The organism is Vibrio sp. (genome assembly GCF_984391705.1).
In genome coordinates this window covers 330570-343785 of sequence record NZ_CFHWOM010000001.1, presented here as the reverse complement: position 1 = coordinate 343785, position 13216 = coordinate 330570, and the positions used below count along the sequence as shown (strand labels likewise).

At 43.2% G+C, this 13216-nt stretch carries 13 protein-coding genes; 7 read left to right on the top strand and 6 right to left on the bottom strand.

The genetic code is table 11. The features are described 5' to 3' along the window. Nucleotides 1–5 precede the first annotated feature (5 nt). A complete protein-coding gene (locus tag AC4MRV_RS01635; protein ID WP_491185671.1) occupies nucleotides 6–746 on the top strand; it encodes a substrate-binding periplasmic protein in 741 nt (246 codons plus the stop codon). Here AC4MRV_RS01635 and ppsR read toward each other — a convergent pair. Next, entirely contained in the window at nucleotides 743–1576 is an 834-nt protein-coding gene (gene ppsR, locus AC4MRV_RS01630; protein ID WP_491185670.1) for a posphoenolpyruvate synthetase regulatory kinase/phosphorylase PpsR, read from the bottom strand. The two genes, AC4MRV_RS01635 and ppsR, sit on opposite strands and share 4 nt — an antisense overlap. Nucleotides 1577–1750: 174 nt before the next feature. Here ppsR and ppsA point away from each other — a divergent pair, with 174 nt between their 5' ends. Continuing rightward, entirely contained in the window at nucleotides 1751–4120 is a 2370-nt protein-coding gene (ppsA, locus tag AC4MRV_RS01625) for a phosphoenolpyruvate synthase (protein WP_491185669.1), read from the top strand. Between the two features lie 62 nt (nucleotides 4121–4182). Here ppsA and shyA read toward each other — a convergent pair whose 3' ends face one another. From shyA to AC4MRV_RS01610, 3 genes are all read right to left on the bottom strand, one after another. Continuing rightward, nucleotides 4183–5490 (bottom strand): peptidoglycan DD-endopeptidase ShyA, encoded by a 1308-nt coding sequence (gene shyA, locus AC4MRV_RS01620; protein WP_491185668.1) that lies wholly within the window; start codon nucleotides 5488–5490, stop codon nucleotides 4183–4185. Nucleotides 5491–5623: 133 nt separating this feature from the next. Then, complete coding sequence (locus AC4MRV_RS01615; RefSeq protein ID WP_491185667.1) at nucleotides 5624–5923, bottom strand: isoamylase early set domain-containing protein; 300 nt, start codon at nucleotides 5921–5923, stop codon at nucleotides 5624–5626. Between the two features lie 82 nt (nucleotides 5924–6005). Beyond that, nucleotides 6006–6623: a hypothetical protein gene (locus tag AC4MRV_RS01610; RefSeq protein ID WP_491185666.1), complete on the bottom strand. Its 618-nt coding sequence runs from the start codon at nucleotides 6621–6623 to the stop codon at nucleotides 6006–6008. Between the two features lie 127 nt (nucleotides 6624–6750). Between AC4MRV_RS01610 and AC4MRV_RS01605 the strand changes: the two genes are divergently transcribed. The 5 genes from AC4MRV_RS01605 to AC4MRV_RS01585 all read left to right on the top strand — a co-directional run bounded on the left by AC4MRV_RS01605 (nucleotide 6751) and on the right by AC4MRV_RS01585 (nucleotide 11320). After that, complete coding sequence (locus AC4MRV_RS01605) at nucleotides 6751–7158, top strand: GFA family protein (RefSeq protein ID WP_491185665.1); 408 nt, start codon at nucleotides 6751–6753, stop codon at nucleotides 7156–7158. A gap of 112 nt (nucleotides 7159–7270) precedes the next feature. Next, a complete protein-coding gene (locus AC4MRV_RS01600; protein WP_491185664.1) occupies nucleotides 7271–7954 on the top strand; it encodes a YoaK family protein in 684 nt (227 codons plus the stop codon). Between the two features lie 221 nt (nucleotides 7955–8175). Then, nucleotides 8176–9546, top strand: coding sequence for a YjiH family protein (locus tag AC4MRV_RS01595; protein ID WP_491185663.1), 1371 nt, complete (start codon nucleotides 8176–8178; stop codon nucleotides 9544–9546). Nucleotides 9547–9741: 195 nt separating this feature from the next. Beyond that, nucleotides 9742–10218 carry a putative pterin-binding protein gene (locus AC4MRV_RS01590; protein WP_491185662.1) on the top strand — a complete coding sequence of 159 codons (477 nt, stop codon included), beginning with the start codon at nucleotides 9742–9744 and terminating at the stop codon, nucleotides 10216–10218. After that, on the top strand, nucleotides 10208–11320 hold the full coding sequence (locus AC4MRV_RS01585) for a GGDEF domain-containing protein (RefSeq protein WP_491185661.1): 1113 nt from the start codon (nucleotides 10208–10210) through the stop codon (nucleotides 11318–11320). Before AC4MRV_RS01590 ends, AC4MRV_RS01585 begins: the two co-directional genes overlap by 11 nt. Here AC4MRV_RS01585 and AC4MRV_RS01580 read toward each other — a convergent pair. Beyond that, on the bottom strand, nucleotides 11317–11760 hold the full coding sequence (locus AC4MRV_RS01580; protein WP_491185660.1) for an arsenate reductase/protein-tyrosine-phosphatase family protein: 444 nt from the start codon (nucleotides 11758–11760) through the stop codon (nucleotides 11317–11319). The two genes, AC4MRV_RS01585 and AC4MRV_RS01580, sit on opposite strands and share 4 nt — an antisense overlap. Further along, nucleotides 11753–13183: an O-antigen ligase family protein gene (locus AC4MRV_RS01575; protein WP_491185659.1), complete on the bottom strand. Its 1431-nt coding sequence runs from the start codon at nucleotides 13181–13183 to the stop codon at nucleotides 11753–11755. Before AC4MRV_RS01575 ends, AC4MRV_RS01580 begins: the two co-directional genes overlap by 8 nt. Nucleotides 13184–13216: the final 33 nt, after the last annotated feature.

The following is a 13216-nucleotide window of genomic DNA, read 5'->3' as shown; positions in this document are numbered from 1 at the left end:
TCACTATGAAAAAAGGTCGGCATTACGCTTTTATCATATTATTGATTAGCACTGTATTTCCCGCTTTCGCTCATATAAATGGAGCAGAGTCTCACCTTCATGTGTGCGGTGACGCTATTGATTGGCCTCCGTATACCTACATAGATGGCAACGAAGTCAAAGGTGAGGATATTGATATATTAGGAGATCTGTTACCCAAGCTTGGTTACAGCTTTGATATAACAATGACCTCGTGGACTCGATGTTTACGAGGGACTAAAACTGGCGACTTCCAACTTGCGGTTAGCGCTTCATTTAATACCGAACGGGAAAAGCACTACCTCTACACGACTTGGTATTATGAAATTACCCCGTACTACGTTTACTCGAGCAAGCGATTTCCTCAAGGTTTGACGATAAACGAAGTGTCGGACTTAGAACAGTACAAAGTATGTGGTATTCACGGCTACAACTACAGCGACTTTCAGCTGAACAACGTCGATCAGTATACCGTGAATACTTTTGAATCAATCACCGAACTGAAAAAACAACACTGTGATGTATTTCTATCTTGGGATGAAATCCTATCGGGGATAAAACGCGTTTGGGGGATTGACTACATTCAGGGAAATATCGTAGCCAAACCCATACCCAACATGCAAAAACACAAATTCTATATGCTCATATCAAAGCAGTTCCCTCAAGCCCAAGCATTGCAAACTGCATTGAATGATGCGTTGTCCAAACATCGAAATACTTTGGATTAAAGTAACCTTCTTCTTAATCCAGCCTTCTCCAAAATGCGTGTTGAGATTTCTTCAACAGAAAGAGAGCTGGTATTAATATATGGGATTGCTTCGCGCCTAAACAAAGCTTCGACACTCGCTAGCTCAGACAGACACTGCTCGGTACTCGCATACTCACTACCAGCTAAACGATTTTCACGGATCTCCGTGAGACGTTCAGGATCAATTGTTAATCCAAAAAGTTTATGGCGATGAATTTCAAATTCAGGCAGCAACCTTAAGCGCTTGATGTCCTCTTCAATGAACGGGTAGTTCACCACTCTGAGACCAAACTGCATCGCCATATAAAGACTGGTTGGCGTCTTGCCACTGCGAGATACGCCTAGCAGTATAATATCAGCTTGTTCTAGCCCTTTTAGTGTGATGCCATCGTCATGCGCCAATGTGTATTCAATCGCAGCGATACGATCAAAGTAAGTGTCTGAATCCTTACCGACACTCCGAGATCGCTGTAACTTAGGTTTTGGCTGTAACTGAATATCGTCTTGAACTTTTTGCACAATGCTCTCAAGCACATCATAGCAGTACGCCGGGGCATCCAATAACGTTTGGCGAATCTCAGGGATGACGATGGAAAAAAACACCAAAGGTTTAATGCCGTTTTCGCGGTAGGATGTATCGATCTCTTTCAGTAAGTCCGCTAATTTGTCCTCACTTTCGACAAAAGGAAAGGTTTTTTCATTGGCTTGAAAAGGAAATTGACCCAGAACAACATGCCCTAAGGTTTCACATGTTATGGCCGTACCATCAGAAACATAGAATACATCACGACTTTGAATATCAATTTGCATGTTTTATTTAAACTTTAAAATTCTTTTGAGTAGGATGGTACCCATAATATCGATAATAAAACCCGGCTGACTATTACGTCCCCCACAGCTTTGAAATTTTGTTCGCAATTTTTTTCAGCTAATACGTAATCGTTTGCCTTTTCCCTACAAGCTGCAATGTTTCTGGAGAAATACATGCAAAAGAACACCCTCTGGTTCAATAGCCTATCCATGGATGATGTTGATAAGGTTGGCGGAAAAAATGCTTCACTTGGAGAGATGGTTTCTAATCTTTCCAACGCGGGAGTTTCCGTACCAAACGGCTTTGCCACTACATCATTTGCTTTCAATCAGTTTCTTGATTTTGAAGGCTTGGATGAGCGAATCCATCAATTGCTCGATGAACTGGACGTTGATGATGTTGAAGCCCTGCGTAAGACAGGCGCCACCATTCGTCAATGGGTTTTAGAAGCTCCCTTCCCTGCTGAACTTGAGCAGGATATTCGTAACAACTACCAAGAACTCATTGAAGGTAATAGTGAACTGTCTGTTGCGGTTCGCTCTTCTGCTACTGCTGAAGATTTGCCTGACGCTTCATTTGCAGGACAACAAGAAACTTTCTTAAACGTGAAAGGTATCGATGCCGTTCTTGAAGCAACCAAACATGTATACGCGTCACTGTTCAACGATCGCGCTATTTCCTATCGTGTCCACCAAGGGTTTGATCACCGCGGTATTTCTTTGTCCGCAGGTATTCAACGTATGGTGCGCTCGGATAAAGCCTCTTCAGGCGTAATGTTTACCCTCGATACAGAGTCTGGCTTTGACCAAGTCGTATTTATTACCTCTTCATGGGGCTTAGGCGAAATGGTCGTGCAAGGCGCGGTAAACCCTGATGAGTTTTATGTCCACAAGCCAATGCTTGAAGCAGGTAGTCACCCAATCGTTAAAAAGACATTTGGCTCAAAATTGATCAAAATGATCTACTCAAACAGCCAAGAGATCGGTAAGCAAGTTGACATCATCGATACATCAAGTGAAGAGCGTAATGCTTTCTCTCTTAACGATGAAGAGATCAAAGAGCTTGCGAAACAAGCGATGATCATCGAGAAACACTACCAGCGCCCGATGGACATTGAGTGGGCTAAAGATGGTATTGATGGCAAATTATACATCGTACAAGCTCGCCCAGAAACCGTATGTTCTCAAAGCGAACAAAACGTGATTGAACGCTACGAGCTGAACAATAAGGCAGACGTTCTCGTTGAAGGCCGAGCAATTGGTCAACGCATTGGTAAAGGCCCTGTACGTTTAGTTGACTCTCTTGACCAAATGTCTTTGGTACAAGATGGCGATGTTCTTGTGACAGACATGACTGACCCTGATTGGGAACCAGTAATGAAAAAAGCTTCTGCCATTGTCACTAACCGTGGCGGTCGTACTTGTCATGCAGCGATCATTGCCCGCGAACTTGGCATACCTGCTATCGTTGGTTGTGGAGATGCAACAAGCAAACTGACTGATGGCGACATTGTCACGGTATCATGTTCAGAAGGTGAGACTGGTAATGTTTACGCTGGAGAACTTGAATTTGAAATCAAGCGTTCAGCCGTTGATGAGCTTCCGCTGCTGCCAACCAAAGTAATGATGAACGTCGGCAACCCTGACCGTGCATTTGATTTCGCCCAGATACCAAACGAAGGCGTGGGTCTAGCTCGCCTTGAGTTCATCATCAATAAGATGATTGGCATTCACCCGAAAGCTCTACTGAACTTCGATGGTCAATCTGACGAACTTAAAGCCGAAATCACTGAACGCATTCGTGGTTACGACAATCCAATCGATTTCTATGTAAGCAAGTTGACTGAAGGCATTTCAACAATTGCCGCTGCGTTCTGGCCGAAACGTGTGATAGTACGTATGTCTGACTTTAAGTCTAATGAGTACAGTAACTTAGTTGGTGGTAAAGGCTACGAACCACACGAAGAAAACCCAATGCTGGGCTTCCGAGGTGCTTCTCGTTACATTTCACCAGTATTTGAAGATTGTTTTGAGTTAGAAACCCAAGCAATCAAGCGCGTCCGCAATGAAATGGGATTAAAAAACGTTGAAGTTATGATTCCTTTCGTACGCACGCCTAGCGAAGCGGCTTCAGTGATCGATCTACTGGCTAAGTTTGATCTCCGTCGTGGCGACCAAGGCCTGAAAGTGATCATGATGTGCGAACTGCCATCGAACGCGGTACTGGCGGATGAGTTCTTGAAGTACTTTGACGGCTTCTCCATCGGCTCAAACGATATGACCCAGCTAACCCTGGGCCTTGACCGAGATTCAGGCGACGTAGCCCACCTATTTGATGAACGTAACCCAGCAGTTAAAGCCATGCTGAAGATGGCGATTGACGCAGCGACTAAAGCTGGTAAATACGTGGGTATCTGTGGCCAAGGCCCTTCAGATCACGAAGACTTGGCAGAGTGGTTGATGGATCAAGGGATCAGCTCTGTATCACTAAACCCTGATACGGTAATAGATACTTGGCTTAAGCTTGGCAACGTCAGCAAATAAACTCTAAATATAAAGGCGGCTCACTGGCCGCCTTTTTAATATCCACACGTTGAGCTGAATCACTAACTAGCAGAGTCTGTATTGCCTTGGTTCGCTAACTTCATCTCTTGCTTCTTCAACATCGCATTCAATTCATCACGACGCTGTTTAAACGCCGTCATTTCACTCTTTGGTACAGAGTTTGCCATAGGAATATTCGCTTTCATTGCATTAACCGCACGTCCACGATCTAACAACTCATAATGGATATGAGGTCCTGTCACGCGTCCCGTCGAGCCAGATAATCCGATGCGCTGACCACGTGATACTTTCTGCCCCTTACGGACTAGGATTTTACTTAGATGCAAATAGCGTGTTTTGTAACGGCTACCGTGCTGGATAACTACGTAGTTACCAGCGTATGGGTGTTTTCGCGTCAACACAACGACACCATCACCAGTAGATACAATCGGCGTACCTGTTGGCGTTGCCCAGTCCGTCCCGTTGTGTGGCGAAACACGGCCCGTTACAGGATGCTTACGATGCGGATTGAAATGAGAGCTCAGACGATAATTGCCATTAACTGGCTTGCGTTGGAAAGCACGCTGTAAACTTTCACCATTTTTATCATAATATTGGCCATCACTGTGAAGATAAGCCGTTAGCTCTCGACCACGATTGATAATTTTAACCGCTTGCAGTTCGCGATTTCCGGTTAATATGCCATCAACGAACTGACGAGATTGCACAACCTCAAATTTATCCCCAGCGCGCAGGTCTCTTGCGAAATTGATCTTCTCTTTCAGAAGACCAACAATCTGATTAATTTCATTGGTGCCCAAACCTAACGCGTGTACAGATTTTGAAAAGCTCCCATTGATCTCACCAACCAAAGCGAATGAATTCCACTCTCCTGGGATCTTCACATCTTCAAAAGTGTAACTACCATCATCCAGACGTGTATAAACAGCACTTTCAACTAGACTAAATTCCAGCTCCATCTTCTCTAAGACTGACTCCTGATCTCCTTTCCAGAAGCGCAACACGTTTCCTGGCTTAAGTGTATCTAAGGCGAGATAGTTTAAGTCAGTGGCCATAACACTCATTAATTCGCTATAACCGAAGCCTAATTGCTCGAAAATAGAGCTCAGATTGTCACCTGATTGAATAACATACTCATAATCAGGCATATCAACAGCTTCATAGCCGGTCTGAAGAATATTTGAAACGATTTGTGATTCAGGAATAGAGAGGTCGATGGTGCGAGTTAAGGAGCCACTATTGTTCATTGAAGAAAAAGCCACTACAGCCAATATTGGCAAGCTCAACAGAGACAACTTTTTTCGTTTTGAAAGCTCACTTAGGCGAGTATTGATGGTTTTCACACCCACAGCTTTACCCTTTAGTACTGAATTAAAGCGCTAAGAGTACGAATTTATGCAAGTCTTGTCACCCACCGAATGTCAAAGTTAGATCAATAAGAGGTGCATTGTAGCACCTCTTAAACTCATTTCATCAAATAGGTTACTGATATGTGGTAATTAATCCATTATCCTCACCAAAGCCGTTTGGCTTAAATTGATCCGCATGGGGATCATTCACCCATTTTTCATTATCGACTAGATAACGAAACTCAAATTCACTGCCTTTTGGCAATCGAGTTTTGAACTTGTAGGACTTAGACTTTACAACTTTTTTCATTTCAGCAGGCTGCCAGTCTAAAAAGTCCGCCACAATCGAAGCTGTCTTACCGACTTCCGCAGCTGGCAACTCAAATGTGACTTCAACTTCATCCTTAGTTTTGAAATAGCGCTTATTGATCATTTTTCACTCCCTTAACAACAAACAATAAAAATAAAGGCTATTTCAAACAATAAGCAACCTTGGTCATATTTACAACTCGATTTTATTCGGCCGCCTGTAATCTACCTTGTTGAGAGAGGATAAAGTTACGAATCTGTTTTTGAGTTGGTACAGAGCTCATTGCGTCATTTTTGTCATGAGCTAGATATTCAAAGCGAATTTGATCTCCCTCTAAACTCAGCAACGTCAAGGAAATGCGGTCTCCCAAGAATTCGCTCTCTTTTAGGACCATGCGCTTCAATGCTTGGTCGTAATAAAAATGAGCCGCATAATAAAACTCCCCACTACCTTGATTAGACACCGCGAGAGTCGACACATAATCATTCTCTGTTACTTGAGTAAGCCATTGGGTATTGATAAGTACAGAGCCACGCTCGGCACCTGCATCATAACGTCCAGAAGCAATCTGTTTATCGGCATCGAACTGGTTGATAAAACTGAAAGCACGCACCTCAGGTACTTCTATCGTCCAAGGGTTTGGTGAAGAAATACTAAACACCGATTTCAGCACAGGATCCATTTGTTGCTGCTGACTCGGAAACTTAGCCATGATTTCTTCATCACTTAAACTAAAGCGGTATACACCCGCAACGGTGACAACAACTAGCATCACAATAGGAATCAACAAGATAAGGGGGATTGGTAGAATACGCTTCTTCATTTGTTTCTCGATCAGCTCTCAAAGGTGAGTCATGTTACAATACTCGCCCGATTCATTTGACTGATTCTAACCTACTGACCTAAAAATAGTGACATAGGCTAGAGAAACAGACGCAGTGAGGACGTTTATGAAGCTTGATCACGTTGTACGAACAGCAGAATGCAGTTGCGGCCAGGTATCTTTAAGCTGTGTAGGTGAACCAGAAAGAACCGCGATCTGTCATTGTTTCGAGTGCCAAAAGCGAACCGGCAGCGTATTTGGTGTGCAAGCTCGGTTCAAGAAGGAGCAAGTAAAGTTAAATGGAGAATTGGTCAGCTATACTCGAATCGCCGACTCAGGTAATCAAGTGACCTATCAGTTTTGTCCCAATTGCAGCACTACTATGCTGCTCGCTGTTGCCGCTTTTCCCCAAGTGTTAGTCATTCCCATTGGCGTCTTTCATCAACAAGATTTACCTGAACCTAGCTTTTCAGTCTACGAAGAAAGGAAACATCACTGGGTTAAGTTTGAATGTCAAATGGAGCACTTTAATTAACAAAGAGGCCTGCTAACGTAAAGCATCTTATCTTGCTTAAGATCAACCGATTTAGCTGTTTATGGTTACGTTCTAGATCTATAATCTGCCCTTAGTTTAAAGAGGCATCACTGTGATTTCTAGGTTACCAAAATGGGTAGAATATGGAGCGTTTCTACTTGCACTACTAGCAGGCGTCGTCAACGCAATCGGACTGCTTGGATTCCAACATCAGGCAGTTTCCCACATTTCAGGAACCGTCACTCTACTCGGCACGAGTATCGAGGCTTTTGACCAACAAACTTTCCACCTTTTCATGGTATTACTTAGCTTCTTGCTCGGCGCAACCTTAAGCGGCCTTTTTATTGAATCTACAGCACTCAGGCTGGGGCGCCGCTATGGTGTTGCTCTTTGTATTGAGAGTGCGATGCTATTTATTGCCTACTTGATGCTCAAAGAAGATCACATTACCGGCCAATACTTCGCGTCTGCAGCATGTGGCCTCCAGAATGCAATGATTACCACCTTTAGCGGTGCTGTGGTGAGAACAACACATATGACCGGGATTATTACCGACCTAGGTATAATGATCGGAGCTCGCTTGCGCGGGGAACGCTTTGATTATCGTAAAGCTAAGTTGTTCCTCTTTATATTTACGGGGTTCCTATTAGGAGGCGTGACTGGAGCCAAATTATTCAACATCTATGCACTGTCTTCCCTTTTGGCCCCAATCGGATTAGCACTTACGCTAGCGCTGAGTTACTGGTGCTATTTATGGGTAAAACGTAGCAGCCAACCAGACTCAGATCACAAATAACAGGAACATCCAAAAAATTTAACATACACATTACAAAAATCGGTTAGTATCCTCCATAGCAAAACTATAAGTTGAATATTTAGCGATATTTAATGAATAGTATTGCAAGGATTATTAAAAGGCGCTACTCTTGCGCTCAATTGACCGAATATGGATGTTTAGTGAATATATATGCCAGACTGCTGGCTATACTATTGACTAGTAGTAACTCGAGAAATGTAATGTCAGATAATACTCAAACCATTAATCAGCCTAAATCTAAAGGCAACTTTTGGATGTTTTTCATCCCTTCAATGCTGGGGTTATTCCTCTTTATGGCTCCAATCAGCTACCAAGGTGATATCACTATCCCTGTTGCTGTATTGGCGAAATCAATCCAAGCTCTATTTGGTGATTACCTAGTTGGCGCAATCACTAGCATCATTGCTTTTATGGCTGCCGCTTCCGTACTTTGCCGCATTAAAACTCCAGCATTTATCGCTAACAACGAATTTTTAAACGGATTGTTCAATCCTACTCCTCTTTGGTTAGCGGTACGTGTTATTGGTGGTCTAGCTGTAGCAATGACCTACTTTCAACTCGGCCCTAAAGCTATCTGGGAAGAAAACACAGGTGGATTAGTGCTGGAAGGTTTACTCCCGACACTCTTCTCTGTCTTCATTTTCGCAGGTTTACTGCTCCCGCTGCTGCTTAACTTTGGCTTACTAGAGCTGTTTGGTACGCTCTTAAGCAAAGTAATGCGTCCCGTCTTTAATCTACCAGGCCGCAGTGCAATCGACTGTATGGCATCTTGGCTAGGTGATGGCTCAGTAGGTATTTTGCTAACGAGTAAGCAATACGAAAATAAGTTTTACACTCAACGTGAAGCTGCGGTTGTAGGTACTACGTTCTCTGCGGTTTCTATTACTTTCAGCTTAGTGGTTATCGCGCAAGTTGAGCTAGAGCACCTATTTTTACCATTCTATGGTGCAATCTGTTTAGCGGGCTTTGTTGCAGCGGTTGTCATTCCAAGACTACCACCTTTGAGCCGCAAGAAAGATACATTTATCGACGGGACTAAACCAAACTCTGATGCCGATGCAATCCCTGCAGGACACTCAACGTTTTCTTGGGGTATGGAACTAGCACTTAAGAAATCTAGCCAAGTAACATCAATTAAGAGCGTTTTTGGTGAAGGCGTGCGTAACGCCGTGGATATGGTCTTTGGTGTGCTACCTGTGGTTATGGGCTTAGGTACGATCGCTCTAGTTATTGCGGAATACACATCTGTATTCGCATTTCTGGGTCAGCCATTCGTTCCATTCTTAGAACTTCTGCAAATTCCTGAAGCGGCAGCCGCATCGGAAACAATTGTAGTGGGTTTCGCTGACATGTTTATTCCGGCGATTCTAGCAGCATCAATTGATAACGAAATGACTCGCTTTGTGATTGCCGCAATGTCAGTGACGCAGCTAATTTACATGTCTGAAGTTGGTGCTCTACTACTGGGTAGTAAGATTCCCGTCAATATCTTCGAGCTGTTCGCTATCTTTATCTTGCGTACTTTAATCACTCTACCTGTGATTGCAGGCGTAGCGCACATAATCTTTTAAGTGATCGATTCTGCGATTGTACAAAGCCCCTCTTCTGGGGCTTTTTTGTTGCAAAAATAAAACAAATTTCAAGAGTTCTTTCACAAGCGCGAAGAATTTGCGAGTAACGATAAAAAGCGCACATCGCCTATTAACTCGACATATACTTAGTGATATAAAGATAATTAACTAAAGGACATCTCACCCGGAGGGACTATGGGTAAGCTGTTAAGCTATTTATTTCTGCTAACGAGCTTTCAAGCAGTGGGTTCTCAGCTTGTTATTCGCATGCAAGATCAGGCGCCTATTACGTTGACTCATCAACAAATTGTATCTCAACTCGAAGCAAAAACCTTTGAGACACAATTACCATGGATTGACGGCAGCAAAGCATTTACTGGTTTTACCGCCTCTTCATTACTTGACCACTTTAAAATAAGTGATGCGTTTTCTCTATCATTTATAGCACTAAATGACTATGCCGCATCTACACGGATAGAAGATATCTTGCAATACAACCCCATCATTGCGTATGAAATGGAGGGTGAAAAAATGAAAGTGCGTAACAAAGGCCCCTACTGGTTGATATTTAATTTGACTAAATATCCGGAAATTGACAACGCAACTTATCACTCACAAATGGTATGGCAAATCGACGAAATCATGATTCATAGACGAAGTGATGGCAAATAAGAAAAAACGCTCGAATCTATCCCCCATTCTCTCAAGAGCCAAGTTTCTCCTCTTGGTGATGTCGGTCATTTTGATTGTTGCCAACTTGTATTTGCTTTCAGCAACACGTCACTTAGCAGATTCATATTCAGCTCGTCAAAACCAAGCAACATGGTTCCTGTTTCAGTTAACGAAAGAGTTTTCAGAGCTCAGTGCGATTGTCCCCTTTTCAGCGAAAAGCGAAGCCTATCGAAATCAAACCTTGTTGAAGTACGAACTCACTTGGAGCCGATTCGACTTACTCCTCAACAGCCGAGAGGCTGACACATTTATCCGCCTCCCCGGAGCTAAAACCTTTTTCGAAACGCTGTTTAATAACTTCAAACAACTCGAACATGAACTCGAGTTATTGGAGCAACCCTACTACGCCGATAACGTAAGCAAGCGGGTTTCAAGTCTCTATATGGCAATGATCCAGTACATAAACACCAACTTCCGAATTCAAAGCCCTCTCTATAGAGAACAAATGAAACAAGCGGAAATGCTGCACAGTGCCCAGATAGCGTTACTGGTGCTTCTCGCTATATCTGCGAGCCTAGCAGGCTATATCATTCATCTAGAAGCCAAGCATCATAGAGTTCTTTCGCTTACCGACTCATTGACTAAAATCCGTAACCGCCTCGCACTGTTCAATGATTTAAACAAGCACCTATTAGAACAAAAGCCTTTTACTATATATTTACTCGACTTAAATGGCTTTAAACAGATAAATGACAAACACGGCCACCAAGCCGGCGACAAGGCCCTGAAAGAGATAGCCAAGCGCCTAAGCACTGTCGGGCTGCCCTGCTATCGAATAGGTGGGGATGAATTTGCTTTAATTGAATTTAAGGGGGCAAGTAGAGACATGGTTTGCGCTCAGATCAATCATTGTTTTATAGAGCGAATTCAAATTGACCGGGAGCAGTTTGCAACCCTCGCTACCAGTATTGGCGTCGCGAGTTACCCAAAAGATGCACTTCAAATAAGCCAATTGATATCTATCGCAGATGGCGAAATGTACAGAATGAAGTTTGGTTCCAAAAATGACGCTTCCTTCACTCAAAGAAAACCAGTGAGTTAAGCTAGTCTCTTTGACCAACTAAGTACTGCTTTTTCAATTGTGTTATAACAACGAATAAAGATATCCATATCTCTACCTATAGGGTCTTCAATGTCACCAATTCCAATCCATTGGCCAAGCAGTAAGGTTTTCGCCCTTGCTCCGCCAGTAATATTCGCAACCTGATCAATATGATCATGCGTCATTACTAAAATCAAATCACAGCCGTCAATTAATTCTTTTGTCAGCTGTTTTGCGCTGTGCTGGGATAGATCTAGACCATTCTCGTATGCCAGCTTTGTTGAGTTTTCAACTGCAGGATGACCGGTCAGTTGATGCTGTTCAACCACTACTCCGGCTGAATCGACCTCTACTTGAGGAAGCATTTTGTCCAACAATACCTGAGCTAAAGGAGAACGGCAGATATTTCCAGAGCACACAACTATTATTCGCTTAAACATCGGATATGACCTTTGATGTATTTTCAGCAGAGGAAGGCTTTCGCATTTCAGTCTGTAAACTCCCGAAAGCCGGTAACACTGCAGTCGCATTAGCAAGAAAAAGAATCATAATAAAAGTCGCTGCATTCGCCATTGGTTGCAAATTGAAGTCCACACTAATGTGAACCAACATCCCTATAATCGCCATCAGACAGCCAAGGGCAACCCCCTTCATTGTTTTGCTATTTCGAGTTCGGATGGTTTTGAAAGTTCGCCACAATGAAAACAGTACGATGGAACCTAAAAGCAGAGTGGCTGGGATTCCCGCTTCAACCATAAATTGAACGTAATCATTGTGGGCATGATCGTAAAAACCAATGTCTGCTTTCGAGTACATTGGGAATATCGTATAGAAGCTTGCCATACCTGTACCGGTAAACGGAAAGTCGCGGATAATATCCAATGACCATATGACTACCTGGTCACGCGATTCGGCATCGAGTGAAGTTTCAACTAATCGTTGCTTCACTTTATCCAATCCAAACAACGCACCAACGACGATTGTATCGATAGCAATCACGCTCCCAACCAAAGCAACAAGCGCTTTGGGTTTATGTTTATAGAACAATAAAGCAATCACGCCGCCAATTGTCGTTGCAGCAAAAAAGGCGGTATTTCCCATTCGAGAACGAGTCATCACCAAAGCGATAACCATAATAACAAGGCACAAACGAAGCAGCATTTTATGACTAAGTAAGCCTTCAATTAGACGCTTAATAAATACAAACTTTGAGCCAGATTCAGAAGTATGAAGCTGTGAGATAATCAGCCCTAACCCGAGGCACAGAGACATCATCAAATAATTTGCTAAGTGATTTTTGTAGACAAACGAACCCGTGGCGATTCCTTTTTCTGGGTAGCCGAATACAGGGCTTTCAGTTACGTTAAGCAAAACCATCATTGCAGCATAGAATGCTTGGAGAGTACCGCTAATGACTATAGCAACGACAACTGTTTTTAGCCTTCGACTAGAGTTAACCAAAAATATGGCATTTAACACCAACAACGTGTAGGCAAGCCCTTTAAACAAAGAGACAAGTGACATTCTCGAATCTAACGAAATGAAGCCCTCAGGAGCTCCAACCAACTTATAAATCTCAGCGCTCTTACTGCTCAGTAATTCGAGAAGCCCCCATGGTAAAACCAAAGTCTGGATTAATACCCAGCACTGAAACAGCGCAAGCCCCCCAAGCAGTACCTTATAACGATTGACCATCTCAAATGGTAACTGCCCTCGATAAGCGATGGCTAATAAGAGACATTGAAACGCTACCCACATTTCAGCTATGGACCAGGCCCACATCCGGTTACTACCTAATGGAATAGGCAGCCAAATAATAAGGGCAAGAAACGAGTAAAACGCGATTTTTTCTATACGATTCATAACGATAAACAACTAAAGCCCGGGAGAGTCCGG